The sequence below is a fragment of the Kitasatospora kazusensis genome, from assembly GCF_039529945.1.
GTDB classification, from domain to species: domain Bacteria; phylum Actinomycetota; class Actinomycetes; order Streptomycetales; family Streptomycetaceae; genus Kitasatospora; species Kitasatospora kazusensis.
The window spans coordinates 45,820-62,921 of the sequence record NZ_BAAANT010000014.1; the positions used below are offsets into that span (position 1 = coordinate 45,820).

Genomic DNA, 17,102 nt, shown 5'->3' on the forward strand with positions numbered 1-17,102 from the left:
GCGAACAAGTCGGGCCCGACCCGGCTCGGCTTCGTGCTGATGCTGATGCTGATGCTGATGCTGATGCTGATGCTGAAGTATTTCGAGCTGGAGGGCCGGTTCCCCCAGTTCCTGGAGGAGTTCCCCCCGGCCGCGGTCGACTACGTCGCCGACGTGGTCAAGGTGCCGGGAGGGGACCTGGCGAAGTACGACCTGTCGTCCCGGTCCGCGAAGGGGCACCGTACGCAGATCCGTGAAGCCCTCGGTTTCCGCCCGTCGACCCGCGCCGACGAGGAACGGCTGACCGGCTGGCTCGCCGATGAGGTCTGCCCCGTCGAGCTGGTCGAGGACCGGCTGCGCGAGGCCCTGCTCGTGCAGTGTCGCAGCGACCGCATCGAGCCCCCGGGCCGTATCGAGCGGATCGTGGCCGCCGCGCGGGCGCGGGCGGACCGGGTCTTCTGCGCGAGGACCGTCGCACGCCTGGGTGACGTGTGCGCCCGGCGCCTGCTGGAGCTGGTGGCGGAGGGCAATGAGGACGGCACCGCGCTGCTGGCCGCGCTGAAGCGGGACCCCGGCGCGGTGGGGCTTGACTCGCTCCTGACGGAGATCACCAAGCTGACCGCCGTCCGGCATCTGGGTCTGCCGGAGGGACTGTTCGCGGACTGCTCGGAGAAGCTGGTGGCCGCCTGGCGGGCACGGGCGATCAAGATGTACCCCTCGGACTTCCGGGATGCGGGGGAGGACGTACGGACGACGCTGCTGGCCGCGCTGTGCGCGTCCCGCCAGGGTGAGATCACCGATGCCCTGGTGGAACTGCTGGTCGCCTTGGTCCACAAGATCAACGCCCGTGCCGAGCGGCGGGTGGAGAAGCAGCTGACCGCCGAGTTGAAGAAGGTCCGCGGCAAGGAGGGCATCCTCTTCAAGCTGGCGACGGCCGCAGTCGACAAGCCCGACGAGGTCGTACGCCGGGCACTGTTCCCGGTGGTCGGGGAGAGGACACTGCGCGAGCTGGTGGCCGAGGCGAAGGCGAACGAGAAGGTCTTCAAGGTCAAGGTCCGCACCACCCTGCGCTCCTCGTACAGCTCGTACTACCGGCAGATGCTGCCGCCGCTGCTGAACACGCTGGGCTTCCAGTGCAACAACACCGCCTACCGGCCGGTGATGGACGCGCTCGCGCTGCTGGCCAGGTACGCCGACGTCGATGGCAAGACCCGCTTCTACGACGCCGGCGACGTGGTGCCGCTGGACGGCGTCGTGCGCAAGGACTGGCGCGAGGCGGTCGTCGACGACAAGAGCCGCGTCGAGCGCATCCCGTACGAGCTGTGCGTCCTGGTGGCACTGCGGGACGCGATCCGCCGCCGGGAGATCTACATCAAGGGCGCCAGGCGGTGGGGCGACCCGGAGGACGACCTGCCCGGCGACTTCGAGTCGGCCCGCACCGTGCACTACGCCGCGATCCGGCAGCCCGAGGACCCCAAGGAGTTCATCGCCGGGCTGAAGCGGCGGATGACGGACGGCCTGGACCGGCTGTCGGCCGCGCTCGCGGACGGCTCGGCGGGCGGGGTGAAGGTCACCACCCGCAAGGGCGAGCCGTGGATCACGGTGCCCAAGCTGGAGCCGCTGGACGAGCCCACCGGACTTGCGGCCCTCAAGGACGAGGTCGTACGACGATGGGGCGTGCTCGACCTCCTGGACGTGCTGAAGAACGCTGACTTCCTCACCGGCTTCACCGACGAGTTCACCTCGGTCGCCGCCTACGAGCGCATCGACCGCGCGACCCTCCAGCGGCGCCTGCTGCTCGCGCTGTTCGCCCTGGGCACCAATATGGGCATCCGGGCGATCGTGGCGACCGGCGAGCACGGCGAGGCCGAAGCCGCCCTGCGCCACGTGCGCCGGCACTTCATCACCGTCGACAACCTCCGCGCCGCCGTCACCCGGCTGGTGAACGGCACCTTCGCGGCCCGCGACGCCGACTGGTGGGGCCAGGGCACCGCGTGCGCGTCGGACTCGAAGAAGTTCGGGTCGAACGGCAGATCGACGCGCTCACCGCCGCCGGGTGCCGGAAGATCTTCGCGGACAAGAAGTCCGGCAAGAACGCGCTGCGCCCCGAGCTGAAGGCGTGCCACGCCTTCCTCGACCCTGGCGACACCCTCGTGGTCCCCTCGCTTGACCGCTATGGCCGCAGCCTCCAGGACCTCATCAACATGGTCGCCGAGCTGCGCGAGCGCGGGATCGGCTTCACCTCGCTGCACGAGAACCTGGACACCACCACCCCCGGCGGCCGGCTCGTCTTCCACGTCTTCGCCGCCCTCGCGGAGTTCATCCGCGAACTCATCGTCATCGGCACCAACGAGGGCCTGGCCGCAGCCCGCGCCCGGGGCCGCGTCGGCGGACGCCCCACAGTCGCCACCGAGGAAGTCATCCGGGCCGCACGCGACCTGCTGCCCGACCCCGGCCGCTCCATCACCTCGATCGCCAAGCTGCTCGGCGTCTCCCCGGGCACCCTGTACAACCACATCCCCGACCTACGCGAACTGCGCGCGGGCGCCGGCCCCCGCCAGCTCGAAGCCCCCGCGAAGTAGCCCAGCACGAGCAAGATCAATCTCAGCGGCACTTTCTGTACGGCAACTACTCACACCCGGATCAGCGGGGCAGGATGCGCAGTACTGCCTCGTGTTCGCCGCTGAGCCGCAGGCCTTGCTGTACTGCGACGCTCAGATCGAGGTCGCCGAGCAGGGTCGCGGCCAGCAGGTGCGGCGGTCCGGTCAGGGACGCGGTGGGGTGGTCGACCCGGCCGGCGTGGGTGTGCACCGAGCCGTCCTTGACTTCGATGACCAGGTCTTCGTTGCCGTCGGCGTGCAGTTGCAGGGCGATTGCCGGCTGGTCGGGGCGGTGGTCGGTCAGTGCCCGGGCGGGCATGTCCAGCCAGTGGGTGCGGAAGGTGTCGCTGCCGCCCGGCTCACGCAACAGCGGCACGCCCCACCGGCTCAGCTCCTGCAGCACCGGCTCCAGCGCGCGGCCACGCTCGGTGAGGGAGAACAGGGTGGTGGCCACCGGCGGCGGGGCGGCCTCGCGGTGGATCAGGCCGGCTTCCTCGAGTTCGCGGAGCCGGTCGACCAGCAGGTTGCTGGCGATCCCGGGCAGCCCATTGCGCAGGTCGGTGTGCCGGCACGGACCCAGGGCGAGCAGTTCACGGACGATCAGCAGGGTCCATCGGTCGCCGATGGTGTCCAGTGCTTTCGCGATGCCGCAGTACTGCCCGTAGGTGCGCATGCCACCACCCTACATCGTGGTGTTGAGATTCAAAACTCCCTTGTTGACTTTCTCAACAAGGTCGGTCTAGCGTCACTGCCCATGACCCCCACCCTTTCCGTGCGTCGGCTGGCCTGGGCCGGCGTCGAGATCCGTCTCGGCGACACCCGCCTGCTGATCGACCCGCTCGAGAACGTCGCTCCGCTGGCACCGGTGATGGGACCGCCGCACCGGCCGGTCGACCCGGTCGACACCCCGCCCGGCACCCACGCCCTCATCACCCACCTGCACCCCGACCACTACGACCACGACCTGATCGCCCGGATCGCGGCCACCGGCACGATCGGCTGCCACACCCCGAGCGCGGCGGCGCTGCACGAGGCGGGCATCACCCCCGTTGCCCAGGACCTGGGCCAGCCACGCCGCATCGGAAAGCTGACCGTCACCCCGGTGACCTCGCTGGACTGGCGCGGCAACGACTGCGACCAGGTCGCCTGGGTCGTCGAAGGCGCCGGCCGGCGGGTCATCCACTGCGGCGACACCCAGTGGCACGGCAGCTGGTGGCAGATCGCCCGCGACCACGGCCCCTTCGACGTCGCGTTCGTCCCGGTCAACGGCGTCATCGCCCACTTCGAGGGCTACGCGGCCAACGTCCCGGCGACCATGACCCCCGAGCAGGGCGTCGAGGCCGCCGTCGCACTCGGCGCCGCCACCGTCTGCGCCATGCACTACGGCCTGTTCCACAACCCGCCGTTCTACACCGAACAACCCGACATCGAGCAGCGCTTCCAGCACGCCGCCGCCGAGCGCGGCATCACCGCGGCCATCATCGCCGACGGCCAGCCCGTCCTGTGACCATCAGAAACAAGGAGCAACACATGAAGATCGTCCTGTTCGGTGCCAGCGGAAACATCGGCCGGCCCACCACGGAGGAACTCCTGCGTCGCGGCCACACCGTCACCGCGGTCACCCGAGCCGGCCACGTCGACGGACTCGAGCACAAGGCCCTGACCGTGACCACCGGTGACGTCACAGACGCCGCCGCGGTCGCCGGCCTCGCCGCCTCCCACGACGCCGTACTGTCGGCCGTCGGCCCCCGGATCGGCCAGGAGAACGACCGCGCCACGATCGTCGGTGCCGCCCGTGCGCTGATCGACGGACTCCGCCGAGCCGGCGTCACCCGCCTGGTCACCATCGGCGGCGCCGGTAGCCTGCGCACGCCGACCGGCGCCCGGGTCATGGACGACCCGGACTTCCCCGCGCTGTGGAAGGCCAACGCCGAGGCCCAGTCCGAAGCGCTCGACCTCTACCGCGGCGTGCACGACCTCGACTGGACGTACGTGTCGCCCGCCGCGGTCATCGCAGCGGGCGAGCGGACCGGGGCCTACCGCAGCGCCGGGGACACCCTGCTCACCGACGACGACGGCAACAGCCGCATCTCGTACGCCGACTACGCAATCGCCTTGGCCGACACGATCGAGAGCGGCACCGCGATCCGCCGCCGCATCACCGTGGCGTACTGAGCCATGAGCAACGACGCCGCCGGCCGGCACACCCGAGTCATCGTCCTGCTCGCAGCGCTCGTGGCCCTGGGACCACTGTCCATCGACGGCTACCTGCCCGGACTGCCGGACCTCGCCGGCGACCTGCGCGCCAGCGCCGCGGCCACCCAGCTCACCATCACCGCCTGTCTGGCCGGGCTGGCCATCGGGCAGCTGATCGCCGGGCCGCTGAGCGACACCTACGGCCGGCGGCGTCCGTTGCTGGCGGGCCTCGCCCTCTACACGATCGCCAGCGCGCTCTGCGCGGTGGCACCCGACGTCCGGACCTTCGTCGGCCTACGCCTGGTCCAGGGCATCGGCGGGGCGTTCGGCATCGTCATCGCCAACGCCATGGTCCGCGACCGCACCTCCGGAACCCGCACCGCACGTCTCTTCTCCGCACTGACCTTGATCACCGGCCTGGCGCCGGTGTTCGCGCCGGTCCTCGGCGGCCAGCTACTGCGCGTCACGGCCTGGCCTGGAATCTTCGTGGCCCTGGCCGTACTCGGCGCCGTGATGCTGGCGGCCTCCGCCGCAGGACTGCCGGAGACCCGGCCCTCCGCGTCACGCCAGCCGCTGCTGGCTGTCGTCGGGCAGCTGCTCAGCGACCGGGTCTTCACCGGGTACGTCCTGGCCAACGGCCTGGTCTTCGCGGCGATGTTCGCCTACATCTCCGGCTCGCCGTTCGTCCTGCAGGAAATCCACGGCCTGTCACCGCAGCAGTACAGCGCCGTGTTCGCCGTCAACGCCGCCGGACTCATTGCGGCCGCCCAGATCAGCGGCCGGCTGGTGGCCCGGGCCGGCGCCCGCGTGCTGCTGCTCGCCGGTCTGCTGGGCGCGACAGCCGGTGGCACCACGGTCCTGGGCGCGGTGCTGACACGGGCACCCCTGCCCGTGCTCCTGATCGGCCTGTTCGTCCTGGTCTCCAGCGTGGGCCTGGTCATGCCGAACGCCACGGCCCAGGCCCTGGCCGACCACGGCGGACACGCCGGGTCGGCCGCCGCTCTGCTCGGCTTCAGCCAGTTCATGTTCGGCGGGGCACTTGCTCCGCTGGCCAGCGCGGGTGGCGCCACCGACGCCTTGCCGATGGGAATCATCGTCGCCGTGCTGCCGGCGCTCGCTCTGCTCACACTCGGCGTCCTCACCCGGTCGATGCCCGGTGAGCGCACTCGCAGGCCGGCTCGCCAAGGACCTGCCGGACACCGGCGACCGCGCCGGCACCCACGCGGATCTTCTCCATGACCGGCTCGAACTGGGTGCAGTCCGCCCGCTGTCCGGGTGTGACCAGCAGCGGCAGCGGGCGGCAACGGCCATCCGCGCTCAGGTGGACCTTGGTGGTGAAGCCGCCGCGCGAGCGGCCCAGGCCCTCACCTGGAGCACCACCTCCTCCAGATGGCCTGCCAGGCCTGTCCACGCCGGATCGATCTGATGTTCCGTCACGGTCGCCCCCTTTGAGGCGACCTGCGGCGGGGCAGCCTTGCGGGCGCCGGCGGCGTGCTGATGGGCGCGCATCACCGTGGAGTCAACCGAGACATCCCAGTCGATGGATCCCTCGGCGTCTGCGACGGCCTGGACCTGCTGCAAGGGTCGCTCCCAGGTGCCGTCTGCCGACCATTGCAGGTGCCTCTTGTGCACGGTCTTCCACGGACCGAACCTCTCGGGCAGGTCACGCCACTGCACTCCGGTTCGCACCCGGTGTAGAACCCCGTTGATCACCTGCCGGTGATCCCGCCACCTGCCACAACGTCCATTGCTCACCGGTAGAAGCGGCTCCAGGCGAGCCCACTCAGCGTCCGTCAGATCACCGCAACCAGTCATACAAAGCTAACGAGCAGATGATCGGAGAGACACTGCCTAGGCGGGCGACGTCGTCGGCCACCCCGGAGCCATGATCAGTCTCAGCTACTTTGCACCGTGGGTCAGGGATAGGACACCGGGGCCTCCTCGGGGGACCTGACCGGGCGCGGCGGCCGACGGGGCTGTGACCGGTGCCGGGTACCGTCCCGGACTTCCCGGGGGCTGACGGAGGGGCAGCAGCTCCCGGGAGTCGGTGTTCTTCCGCCGGAGGGAACAGTTGCTCCGGGCCCGGAGCGGTGCCGGATCCGGTCTACTGGATCTCGATGTCCTCGGGCGGGTCCAGGACGATGATGTCGGTGACGATGTGCAGCGGGGCGCCCCAGTCGACGTCGACCACGAAGGTCACGCCCCCGACGTCGCCCGGCGTGTCGCCGTGCGGCGAGATGTTGCAGACGCGGATGTCGGCGGCGCCGACGAACCGGGGGTAGTCGGTGTGCGGCGCGTGCGGGTCGTCGTTGCGGGCGTACTCGCCGGCGGTCACGATCACCGTCGAGTGGGAGTCGATGACTCCCGGCCAGTTGAAGTTGAGGACGTTGCGTCCGTTCCTGGGCCCCCAGTACTGGCGAGCGATACGCGGCATGGTCGGCTCCCATCCCTCGACGCCCACGATTCGGTTCGTGGGCGGTGTATCGACAGTAGGGGCAAGGGGCGGCCCGCCGAAAGAGGGAGATATGTAGTGTGTTCATCCGACTTTGCCAGCCGCGTCGTTCTCCCGACGCCGTTGCCGGACGCGCCCCGGCCGCCTGCCCGGACCGCGTCCCGCAGGGTCAGGCCGCGCAGCCCGGCACGGCCGACCGACCGACCGTCAGGGACGGGTCGCGATGACCACCTCGGTGCGGACCCGTTCGTCGAAGGAGGCAGCGCCGGACCGGCCGTCCGGCTGGAAGCCGGTCAGCGCCGCGCGGAGGTCGCGCTCGAAGGCGGGCCGGTCGGGGCCGAGCGCCGCCGGGCTGCTGAAGCTGAACGAGAGCTGGAGCCCGATCACCTGGTCCACCGTCCGGCTGACCGTGCCGTCCCAGTGGGCCTCCTCCAACCGGGAGAACGGCGAGCGGGCCAGGACGTCCTGGTGCCGTACCTCGGGATAGGCCGCGAGCCCGGCCCCGGGCCGCCGGTCCGGGCCGAGGTGGCGCTCCCGGACCTCGTCGACCACCCGCTGCCAGGGCGGGGGTTCGAGGTCGTCGTGCCGGGCGCCGCAGGAGGCCAGGACCACCGCTCCCCCGGCTGTGACCAGGGTGTCCAGGTCGCGCAGCGGCCGCTCACGCTCCATCCAGTGGAACGAGGCGCCCATCGCGGCCAGCAGCACCGGCCCGACGTCCAGCGCGAGCAGCGCGCCGGAGTCGCCGAGCCGCCAGTCGATCCCGGTGAGGCCCGCCCGGGCGGCGAGCCGGCGGCCCTCGGCGAGCATCGCGGGCTCGGGGTCGACCGCGACCACCTCACGGACCATCCGTGCGAGCGGCAGCGTGAGCGCGCCGCTCCCGGCTCCCAGGTCCAGCACGCGCTGAGTCCCGTCCAGGCCGAAGCGCTCGCGCAGCAGGCCGGACAGCCGGTGGTCGTACCCGGGCCGGAACCGCGCGTAGTACGGCACCGTCGACCCGAACAGTCCGCCCGGCAACGGCCTCATCTTCCCACTCTCCCCCATCGGAGCCGGCTCGCGCAGCGGCAGGCGCCACCGGCCGCCGGCCGGTCAGCGCGAGCGGTCAGCGGTCAGCGGTCAGATCGGATCCACTCCGCCCAGCCGCCGCGCAACACGAGGTCGGCCAGCTGCCGGTAGCCGTCGGCGCCGGGATGGGCACCGTCGCCGGCCATCACCTCGGCCACCCACAGCGGATCGTCGGCCAGCGCACGGGTCACCGGGACGAACGGGACTCCGTGCCGCTCGCACAGCGCCGCCATCTCCTCGGCCAGCTCCAGCAGCCGGCCGAGGTGGTCGGCACCCGCCCCGGTCACCGGGGGCGGCCCCACCACGAGAACGCGCATCTCCCGGTGTCCGGCCGCCGTCAGGAGGGTGTCGAGCCGCTCCAGGCAGCGTGCGGCGCCGACACGTACGGCGCCGTTCTCCTCGACGGCGTCGTTGCTGCCGAAGGAGAGCACCAGGCGGCTGTCCGTGCCGGGGGCCGTCCGGGCGTCCACCTCCGCCCAGCAGCGGCGCAGTACGTCCTCGGAGGTGTTCCGGCGGATCCCCAGGTTGAAGGCGGTGATCTCGCCGGGGGTGGCCTGGAGGACGCGGCCCACCCAGCCCCGGTACTCCGGGTCGCCGATGCCCTGGGTGAAGGAGTCGCCGAGGAAGTGGAGCCGCAGATCCGCCGTCATCGGCCCGCCCCGGCGCCCCGGGCGGAGCGGCTTCCCTGGACTTCGGCCCGGAGTTGGCCGCGCGTACGCATCAGGATCCGGCCGAGCATGTTCCTGCCGGTTCCCGTCCTCCCGCGGCCCCAGTAGTGGTCGGTGGTGGTGTCCTCGACGATCTCTTCGTCGGCGGTCGACAGCAGGATCTCCCGGATGTCCGCGTGCGCACGGAACTTGGCCGCCAGGGCACGACGCATCACGTCGTCCTTGACACGGTCCCAGTCCCGCCGCAGCGGCTCGGACCGGTCACGGCCCAACTCGGCGGCGCGCAACGGCGTGCGGGCCCGACGGATGAGGTCGGCGTGGCGGGTGCCGATGAACTTCTGGGCCTGGAAGTAGTGCTCGGAGGTCGGCCACGAGTGGCCGTCGAGGTCCAGGTCGTGCGCGGAGAAGTTGGAGAAGCAGCCGTAGGGGATTTCGTCGGCACCGTAGAAGAAGATCGTCATCCGAGCCCTCGTGGCAGTTGCGGGAATCCGCACGCTCTCAGGCGTCGGGCCGCGTCCGCAACCGGTTTGCCCGCCCCTCGGTCCTCGTCGTACTGCCGTCACCTCGGACGGCGGCCCGGGGAACCGTCTCGGTCACCGCACCGACGGGGTGTCGCCTGCCCGGTCGCTCACGGGGTAGTCGACATAGCCGTCGGCCCCGCCGGTGTAGTAGGTAGCGGGGTCGCCGGTCGCCGGAGTGCGGTTCAGGGCGAAGCGGGTGACCAGGTCGGGGTTGGCGATGAAGTGTGTGCCGAACGAGACGGCGTCGGCGATGCCCGCCTCGATGACGGCGTTCCCGGACGCGCGGTCGAAGCCGTGGTTGACGATCAGGGGGCCGTCGAACCGCTGTCGCCAGCGCGCGAAGGCGTCGAGGTCGGGGGTGGCGCCGGGAGCGGCCGGGCCCGGTCCGCGCAGGTGCAGGTAGGCCACCGGGTGGGCGTTGAGTTCCGTGACAAGGCCGTCGTAGTCGGCCAGGGTCTGCTCGTCGGCGGTGAAGTGGTCACCGGACGTCCAGTACGGCGACAGCCGGACGCCCAGGCACCGCCCGTCCCAGGGGGCCGCGGCCGCGTCGATGATGTCGAGCAGCAGCCGCGTCCGGTCCGAGCCGTAGGAGTCGGAGCGGCGGTTCAGCCGTGGATTGAGGAACTGCGGTATCAGGAACGAGCCGAGGGCGTGGATCTCGACCCCGTCGAACCCGGCGCGCCGGGCGTTCTCCGAGGCGGCCCGGTAGTCCGCGATCGTGGTGGCGATGTCCGAGCGGGTCATCTCCCTGGGCGTGACGGTCTCCTTGAACCCGCCTGCGGTGAAGGAGAGTTCCTGCGGATTGATCGCCGACGGACCGGCAGGCCGTTCCCCGCCGAGGTGGTCCGGATGGGAGGCGGCACCGGTGTGCCACAGCTGCAGCACGATCCGGCCGCCGAGGGCGTGCACCACCTCGGTGACCCGCCGCCACCCGGCGACCTGCTCCTCGCTGTAGACACCGGGGACATGGACGAAGCCGATCGCCCGCTCGCTGACCCACGCCCCCTCGGTGATGATCAGCCCGGCGCCGGCCCGCTGACCGTAGTAGAGGGCGTGAAGTTCCGTCGGCACCAGACCGGCGTTGACCGCGCGGGCCCGTGTGGTCGGGGCCATCACCACCCGGTTGGGCAGCCGCAGGCCGCCGATGCGCGCGCCGCAGCAGCGGTTGGCCGGGAGCGGTGGGCCGGGTCGTGGCCGCAGTCGCAGTCGGGGTCGGGGTCGTCATGGGAGTCTCCTGGTCACTTCCGCCTGGTTGTATCCGTCATAGGAGCGACGGTGCGGGACCAGGAAAGGTGACCCAGTGAACACGCAGGACCAGTTGGCGGAACGATTCGAGACGGAGCGCGGCCACCTGCGGGCACTCGCGTACCGCATGCTCGGCTCGCTGAGCGAGGCGGAGGACGCCGTGCAGGAGGTATGGCTTCGGCTCAGCCGCGTCGACGTCGGCGATGTCGAGAACCTGCCCGCCTGGCTGCGGACGGTCGCCTCCCGGTTGTGCCTCGACATGTTGCGTTCTCGCGGTTCGCGGCGGGAGGACCTGATCGGGCAGCGGATCCCCGATCAGGCTTGGGAGACCGGCGGCGGACACGACCCCGAACACGAGGCGCTCATGGTCGACTCGGTGGGTCGCGCCCTGCTGGTCGTGCTGGACACCCTCGCACCCGCCGAGCGGGTCGCCTTCGTGCTGCACGACATGTTCGCCGTGCCGTTCGACCGGATCGCGCCCATCGTGGAACGCTCGCCGGTCACCACCAAGAAGATCGCCAGCCGCGCCCGCCACAAGGTCCGGGGTGCCCCTGCGGCACCCGCCGCGGACCTCGCCCGGCAGCGGCACGTCGTCGACGCCTTCCTCGCCGCCGCACGCGGCGGCGACCTCGATGCGCTGCTCGCCGTACTGGCCCCCGACGTCGTGCGCCGGGCCGACCCCGCCGCCCTGCCGCCGGGCGCGGCGACCGTGGCACGCGGCGCGCGGACCGTGGCGGCGGGGACCGCGGTCTTCGGGCGACGGTCGCACTTCGCCGAGACGGCGCTGGTGAACGGAGTCGTGGGCGTGGTCGTGGCCCCGCGCGGACGGCTCCTGCTCGCCCTCACCTTCGCGATCGAGGGCGAGCAGATCACCGCGTACGAGGTGATCGCGGACCCGGTCCGCCTCCGGCGGCTCGACCTGTCGGTCCTGGACAACGTCCGGATCGTCCGGGCCTGAGGAGTCCCGCCCTGGACCGGCGGGCCCGCTGCGCGCGGTTCGGGCACTGGTCGGGCAGCTTCGACCGCGGGCCGGCCGGGTCCGGTCCGACGGCCGGCCCGGGCCTGTCCGGAGCTCGCCGTCAGTTCTTCGGCGTACCCACCCGCAGGCGGTTGCCGTCCGGGTCGCGGAGTTCGACCTCGCGCGCCCAGGGGGCGTCCTCGACCGGCTCCCCGAACTCCGCCGCGACGGCGTCGACATCACGCACCCGCAGGTACACCAGGGTGTCCGGGCGGGCGTCGCCGGTGTGCTCGGACAGGAAGAGCCTGACCGGCCCGCGCGCGATCCCCACGAAGGCCGGGAGTTCCGGCGCGAAGCGGTGTTCCCACTCCTGGTCGAAGCCCAGGCGCCGGTACCAGGCGACCGCCGCCGCCGCGTCCTCGACCCGCAGGATGGGGATGATCTCCTCGTTCATGGTGACCAGGATGGCACAGCGGGCCGCGAACGGAAGCTAAATGACGGTGCGTCAGCCCGCTTGAGTGTCAGGTGGATTGGGCGTCGATCAGGGCGAGGGCGTCCTCGACCGACCCGGCCGGGTCGTCCAGCGGGTAGAGGACGCCCCGGACGGTCCGGTCGGCGGCCACCAGAAGGGTGAGGCGCTTGAGCCGGTCGACGCCGGCGGCGCGGAAGGTCGGCAGCCGGAGCGCCGCGCTGAGCCGGAGGTCGGCGTCCGAGAGCAGCGGGAACCTGATCCGGGCGTGTGCGGCGAACGCCGCGAGCTGGTCGGGACGTTGGGTGCTCACCCCGTACACGCGGGCGCCGCGCCGGGTGAACCTGAGCCGCTCGCCCGGCCCGCGGGCCGAACCCGGGTGGCCGGGGCTCGCCCGCGTTCAGCCCTCGGGCCGGTCACCGAACTGCTGGCTGCTCAGCAGCTTCATCTCGTACGCCTCCAGCCGGATCTCGGCATGTGCGCCGACCCCGACGAAGGAGGCCGTCATCTCCGCCAGGTGGACCGCCAACAGCCGCAGGCCCTCGGCCCCGAACCTCTGCTCGTACGCGTCGAGGAGCTCACTGAACGGAACGGTGGCCGCCTCGGCGGAGCCGGCCGCGACGCGGGCCTTGAGCAGAGAGATGGCGAACATCGCGGCGTCATTGCTCGCCTGACGCGGGCCGTGAGGAGTGGTCATCAGGCCATCATCGGTGCTCCCCCGGCGTCTTGCGTTGGTTTTTCACCGAACCATCGGCCCGGACCAGGGCACGAACCCGTCCGGGCGGCGCGGTCCGACCCCGCGCGGGCCTCCGCAGCCGCCCCCACGCCGCCGGGCCCGTCGGCCTCGCCACACTGATACGAGGACGAAACGTTCGTTACAGGAATCCGCGGTGACCGATGAAGGGATGCAACGCTCCCGAGGCGGGAGCCTGACGTCCCGTCCCTACGGTGACTCACATGCCACAGACACACAGCCGGACCGGCGGTCACCTCAGCCGGATCCGCAGCCGAGCGCGCAGACAAGCCGTCCTGATGACAGCCGTACTGGCCGCGGGCATGGCGCTCGCCACGCCCGCCGCGGCCGCCGTCCCCGCGGGGACCCCGACGGACGCCGCCGCTGCCAACCGGGTGGCCGTCCATCAGGAGGCGGTCACGGCCGCGCAGCAGCAGGCCGTGCTGGACTACTGGACGCCCGAACGGACAGCCGCCCTGACCACGCCGGCGTCGGCCAATCCGCCCAGGAGCGCGCCCGACGGCGCTCCGTGGACCGGTGCCGACGGCCTGAGCAGAACGGTGGGCAGGCTCTTCTTCACCAACCACGGCGAGGACGAGAGCTGCACCGCGACCGTCGTGGACAGCGCCAACCGCAGCACCGTCGTCACGGCGGGGCACTGCGTCAACAGCCCGGACCTCCTCGGTGACCACGACGAGTGGCTGTCGAACGAGATGTTCGTCCCCGGTTACCACGACGGTCTCGCACCGTACGGGCGGTTCGTCGCCCGCGCCGGGGTCGCCGACGCCACCTGGCTCCTCAACGACGAGCAGAGCGCCCTGAAGTACGACGCGTACGACCAGGCGTTCCTGGTCCTGAACACCGACGCGGCCGGCCGACGCGTGCAGGACGCCGTCGGCGGCGCGCAGCGCATCGGCTTCGACCGGCCGGGCGGTGCGGCGGTCCACGAGTTCGGCTATCCGCGCGAGGCCTCGGGCGATCCCGCCCGCGCGGGCCTGCCCGAGTACACGGGGGCCAGGCTCGCCTACTGCGCGGGACGGGCCCGCGAGTACCCCGGCACCAAGGACCACCCGGAGCCCCGGGGCGTGTGGGGCGCTCCCTGCGTGATGGGCGGCGGCTCCAGCGGCGGCCCCCGGATCGCGGGCCTCGACCCGTCCTCCGGGATCGGCACGGTGGTGGGTGACGACACCCAGGGTGCCTTCTTCGACTCCGCGGGCCGGGTCTGCGACCACGGCAGTGCCGGCTGCACCCGGCACCTGGCCGGCCCGCAGTTCACCTCCGCGATCACGAAACCGCTGTACCGGGCCGCCGAACACTCCTGAGGCGGCCGGCCGATCCGTGCGCGGCTCTGTCCGGGCCGGCCCTCACCTCGCGATCACAACCACTCCTCCCAACGAACCGCCCCCGACCGAAGATTGGCAACGATGTCCGCCCAACACCTCGCTCTTCCCCGCAAGCTCGCCGCTGCGGGAGCCCTCCTGCTGAGTGCGGCCACGGCGGTGGCGCTGCTGCCGACCGCGGCCCTCGCCGCGGAACGGGATTCCCTCAGCACCCATGCCGGCGCCACCACCGAGCAGGAGCGCAGTCGGATCGACACCTACTGGACGCCCGACCGGATGAGGCTGGCGGGCGCCCTGGTCCCCGAGATCACCCCCGTGCCCGCGGACGACAACACGCCGGACGATCCGAATCCGCTTCCCCCGGACACGCTCGACCCCGGCGCCACCTGGACCCACGGCGGAGCGGTGAACAGGAGCGTCGGCCGTCTCTTCTTCACCTTCTCGGACGGCTACGACGGCAGTTGCACCGCGACGGTGGTCGACAGCGCGAACCGCAGCACCGTCATCACGGCGGCGCACTGTCTGCGGGCCGTCGGGGCTCCCGCCACCGACGCCACCTGGAACCACAACCTCTACTTCGTGCCCGGCTACCGCAACGGAACGAAGCCGCTCGGCGGATTCAGCATCAGGAACGCGGCCACCTCCTCCCGCTGGGACGCCGACCCGGCCGGGACGACCTCGGACGATGTCGCTCTCGCCGGGTACGACACGGGGATCCTCGTGGTGAACCCGTCAGCCGCAGGGCGGCGGATCGCGGACGTCACGGGAAGCCAGCGGATCGCGTTCACCAAGCCCGCCAAGGACGAGTTCGTCCACACCTTCGGGTACCCGAAGGACCGGCTCAACGACCCCAGCGCCAAGTACGCCGGATCGCGCATGATCCATTGCGCCGGACCGTCCGTGCCCTCCCCCAAGGCCCCCCTGCTGTGGGGCGAGCCCTGCGACATGTCGCACGGGGCGAGCGGCGGCCCCCACCTCGCGCGGTTCGACACCCGGACGGGCATCGGCACCGTCGTGGGCGTCACCACCACCACCGACGAACTCGCGGGCGGCCCGGCCGGCACGCTCTACGCCACGCGCCTCGGCGACAGCGCCCGCCACCTCTACGACTGGGCGCAGACCCGCAAGGCCTGACCTCGCGTCCGGCGGACCGTGCCCTCGGGGAGAGGGCACGGTCCGCCGGTGTTCCGGGGAGTTCCGCCACCGGGTTCGCCGGGACGGCCGTTCACGCGGGGCCGCCGTTGGGCCGAACGCCTGAAACCGGTTCCGCCACCCGGCCGACCGGACACCGGGCACCCGGCCCGATCAATAGATTGGGTACGAACCCACTGGGCGACTACCCGAGGAGTAGGAATGACCGTGCAGCCGTTGGATCCGGCCGTCCGTCAGGTGACCATGACCCTGGCCGCGATCGCGGCCACCGGCGCGACCCCCCGTCCGTCGGGGGAGAGCCGGCCGGAGCACCATGCGCGCATCAGGAAGGGCATCGCCGCCCAGCTGGCGGACACCTCCCTCGCGACGGGGGGCGTCTGGCAGCTGGTCTGGCTCGGACTCTCTCCGGACAACGCGAACCTGGCGTACCTCGCCTACAAGCCGGGCACCACACCGGAGTTCGCCGTCGTCATCCGCGGTACGGTCGCCGCCAACGCGGCCGACCTGCTGGAAGACCTCGACGTCGGCACCGTCGTCCCGTTCACCGCCGGCGGATCGCCGCAGACCGTTTCGGTGTCGTCGGGCGCGATGGCCGCGTTCACCCAGATCGCCGGCATGCGCTCGGACGGCGTCGGCCTGGTGCAGGCGCTCGACGAGGTGATCCGTGCGGTACTGCCCGCGAAGCCGGTGGTCTACGTCGTCGGCCACAGCCTGGGCGGCTGCATCGCCACCATGGTCGCGCCCTACCTCCAGGCGTTCGACTGGAGCCCCGCCGCGCCGCAGTTCGCGCTGTCGACCTTCGCCGCGCCCACCGCCGGCGACCAGGCCTTCGCCGACTTCGTCGACTCCCTGCCGTGGGCCGCGAACGAGCACTGCTACAACTCCTACGACCTGATCCCGCAGGCCTGGGCGGGCCTCGCCGCCACCAAGGACTGGTACCCCGCCCCGGGGCCGGCGGCCAACTTCGACGTGAAGACGCTCATCAGCACGATCGACTCCCTCACCGGGATCAACGTCTACGCCCAGCCGGGCTACCCGTACGCCATGAACACCGACTACGGGCAACCCGGCACGTACTACCCCTACGCGACCCTGAGCTCGGTCGAGGACTTCCTGGCCCAGGTGGCCTTCCAGCACGCCAACTCGACGTACCTGGGCCAGGTCGGGGCACCCGTGGTGACCGCCGGCCCGGTGGTGACCGCGATGACCCCGGCCTTCGGGCCCGTCGGCACCGAGATCACCGTCTACGGCAGCGGCTTCGGCGTGGATCCCGCGACAGCCGAAACCGTGGTCGACTTCGGCACCGTCCCGTGCGAGAAGTTCACCGTCAACGGGGACGGGACGCAGATCACCTGCTACGTACCCGAAGGAGTCGGCGTGGTCGACGTCCAGGTGACCACCATCCTGGGCACCTCGCCGGCCTCGGCGTTCCTCCGGTTCGCCTACGACGGGCCCCAGCCGGCGGTGACCAACGATATCGCTCCAGTCTCGGGGACGGTGGACACCAAGGTCTTCGTCAACGGCCAGGGCTTCGCGGCCGACCCCGTCGTCTACTTCGGGGACAGGGCCGCTCACGTTCTCTCCGCCGGGCCGACCGAGATCACCGTCCGGGCGCCGCTGCCGGACCAGGACCCGATCGCGCCCGCGACCGTGAACGTCCGGGTGCTGACCGGCGGCTACCTGACCCCCACCGCCCTGTCCAACGAGTTCACCTACACGGGGTGAGC

At 71.7% G+C, this 17,102-nt stretch carries 16 protein-coding genes and 3 pseudogenes; 9 read left to right on the top strand and 10 right to left on the bottom strand.

Annotated elements, in window-relative coordinates:
* Nucleotides 1–63 precede the first annotated feature (63 nt).
* Nucleotides 64–1,956: pseudogene (locus ABD330_RS14640) on the top strand (Tn3 family transposase); the annotation flags it as partial.
* The gene (locus tag ABD330_RS14645) at nucleotides 1,953–2,561 is read left to right on the top strand and encodes a recombinase family protein (protein WP_425555535.1); all 609 of its coding nucleotides are present in this window, start codon (nucleotides 1,953–1,955) and stop codon (nucleotides 2,559–2,561) included. The pseudogene ABD330_RS14640 and the gene ABD330_RS14645, both read left to right, overlap by 4 nt.
* A gap of 61 nt (nucleotides 2,562–2,622) precedes the next feature.
* On the opposite strand, the gene ABD330_RS14650 is transcribed toward ABD330_RS14645, so the two are convergent.
* Nucleotides 2,623–3,252, bottom strand: a complete 630-nt coding sequence (locus ABD330_RS14650; protein ID WP_344464894.1) for a winged helix-turn-helix transcriptional regulator — start codon at nucleotides 3,250–3,252, stop codon at nucleotides 2,623–2,625.
* An 81-nt stretch (nucleotides 3,253–3,333) separates the two neighbouring features.
* Between ABD330_RS14650 and ABD330_RS14655 the strand changes: the two genes are divergently transcribed.
* From ABD330_RS14655 to ABD330_RS14665, 3 genes are read left to right on the top strand one after another with little or no spacing between them, the layout of a single operon-like run.
* On the top strand, nucleotides 3,334–4,086 hold the full coding sequence (locus ABD330_RS14655) for an MBL fold metallo-hydrolase (protein ID WP_344464896.1): 753 nt from the start codon (nucleotides 3,334–3,336) through the stop codon (nucleotides 4,084–4,086).
* A 23-nt stretch (nucleotides 4,087–4,109) separates the two neighbouring features.
* Nucleotides 4,110–4,754, top strand: coding sequence for an NAD(P)-dependent oxidoreductase (locus tag ABD330_RS14660; protein ID WP_344464898.1), 645 nt, complete (start codon nucleotides 4,110–4,112; stop codon nucleotides 4,752–4,754).
* Nucleotides 4,755–4,757: 3 nt separating this feature from the next.
* Nucleotides 4,758–6,014 (top strand): multidrug effflux MFS transporter, encoded by a 1,257-nt coding sequence (locus ABD330_RS14665; RefSeq protein WP_344464900.1) that lies wholly within the window; start codon nucleotides 4,758–4,760, stop codon nucleotides 6,012–6,014.
* Here ABD330_RS14665 and ABD330_RS14670 read toward each other — a convergent pair.
* The 6 genes and pseudogenes from ABD330_RS14670 to ABD330_RS14695 all read right to left on the bottom strand — a co-directional run.
* Nucleotides 6,001–6,590 (bottom strand): annotated as a pseudogene (locus ABD330_RS14670) (IS5 family transposase); the annotation flags it as partial. The gene ABD330_RS14665 and the pseudogene ABD330_RS14670 sit on opposite strands and share 14 nt — an antisense overlap.
* Nucleotides 6,591–6,879: 289 nt before the next feature.
* Nucleotides 6,880–7,209, bottom strand: coding sequence for a hypothetical protein (locus tag ABD330_RS14675; RefSeq protein WP_344464902.1), 330 nt, complete (start codon nucleotides 7,207–7,209; stop codon nucleotides 6,880–6,882).
* A 225-nt stretch (nucleotides 7,210–7,434) separates the two neighbouring features.
* The gene (locus ABD330_RS14680) at nucleotides 7,435–8,250 is read right to left on the bottom strand and encodes a class I SAM-dependent methyltransferase (RefSeq protein WP_344464904.1); all 816 of its coding nucleotides are present in this window, start codon (nucleotides 8,248–8,250) and stop codon (nucleotides 7,435–7,437) included.
* Between the two features lie 83 nt (nucleotides 8,251–8,333).
* Nucleotides 8,334–8,939, bottom strand: coding sequence for a GDSL-type esterase/lipase family protein (locus tag ABD330_RS14685; protein ID WP_344464906.1), 606 nt, complete (start codon nucleotides 8,937–8,939; stop codon nucleotides 8,334–8,336).
* Nucleotides 8,936–9,418: a riboflavin biosynthesis intermediates N-glycosidase gene (gene ybiA / locus ABD330_RS14690; RefSeq protein WP_344464908.1), complete on the bottom strand. Its 483-nt coding sequence runs from the start codon at nucleotides 9,416–9,418 to the stop codon at nucleotides 8,936–8,938. The genes ABD330_RS14685 and ybiA overlap by 4 nt, the downstream gene beginning before the upstream one ends.
* 132 nt (nucleotides 9,419–9,550) lie before the next feature.
* Nucleotides 9,551–10,591: an alkene reductase gene (locus ABD330_RS14695; RefSeq protein WP_344464910.1), complete on the bottom strand. Its 1,041-nt coding sequence runs from the start codon at nucleotides 10,589–10,591 to the stop codon at nucleotides 9,551–9,553.
* Nucleotides 10,592–10,778: 187 nt separating this feature from the next.
* On the opposite strand from ABD330_RS14695, the gene ABD330_RS14700 reads away from it, so the two are divergent.
* Entirely contained in the window at nucleotides 10,779–11,681 is a 903-nt protein-coding gene (locus ABD330_RS14700) for a sigma-70 family RNA polymerase sigma factor (RefSeq protein ID WP_344464912.1), read from the top strand.
* Between the two features lie 121 nt (nucleotides 11,682–11,802).
* Here the strand turns inward: ABD330_RS14700 and ABD330_RS14705 are convergent, their stop codons facing one another.
* From ABD330_RS14705 to ABD330_RS14715, 3 genes and pseudogenes are all read right to left on the bottom strand, one after another.
* Entirely contained in the window at nucleotides 11,803–12,135 is a 333-nt protein-coding gene (locus tag ABD330_RS14705; protein ID WP_344464914.1) for a glyoxalase superfamily protein, read from the bottom strand.
* A gap of 67 nt (nucleotides 12,136–12,202) precedes the next feature.
* Nucleotides 12,203–12,493, bottom strand: a pseudogene (locus tag ABD330_RS14710) (redoxin domain-containing protein); the annotation flags it as partial.
* 57 nt (nucleotides 12,494–12,550) lie between these two features.
* A complete protein-coding gene (locus ABD330_RS14715) occupies nucleotides 12,551–12,847 on the bottom strand; it encodes a hypothetical protein (protein WP_344464916.1) in 297 nt (98 codons plus the stop codon).
* Nucleotides 12,848–13,107: 260 nt separating this feature from the next.
* On the opposite strand from ABD330_RS14715, the gene ABD330_RS14720 reads away from it, so the two are divergent.
* The 3 genes from ABD330_RS14720 (at nucleotide 13,108) to ABD330_RS14730 (ending at nucleotide 17,100) form a co-directional block, all read left to right on the top strand.
* On the top strand, nucleotides 13,108–14,205 hold the full coding sequence (locus ABD330_RS14720) for a trypsin-like serine peptidase (RefSeq protein ID WP_344464918.1): 1,098 nt from the start codon (nucleotides 13,108–13,110) through the stop codon (nucleotides 14,203–14,205).
* Between the two features lie 102 nt (nucleotides 14,206–14,307).
* Nucleotides 14,308–15,357, top strand: a complete 1,050-nt coding sequence (locus ABD330_RS14725) for a trypsin-like serine peptidase (RefSeq protein WP_344464920.1) — start codon at nucleotides 14,308–14,310, stop codon at nucleotides 15,355–15,357.
* Nucleotides 15,358–15,576: 219 nt separating this feature from the next.
* Nucleotides 15,577–17,100, top strand: a complete 1,524-nt coding sequence (locus ABD330_RS14730) for an IPT/TIG domain-containing protein (RefSeq protein ID WP_344464922.1) — start codon at nucleotides 15,577–15,579, stop codon at nucleotides 17,098–17,100.
* Nucleotides 17,101–17,102 lie beyond the last annotated feature (2 nt).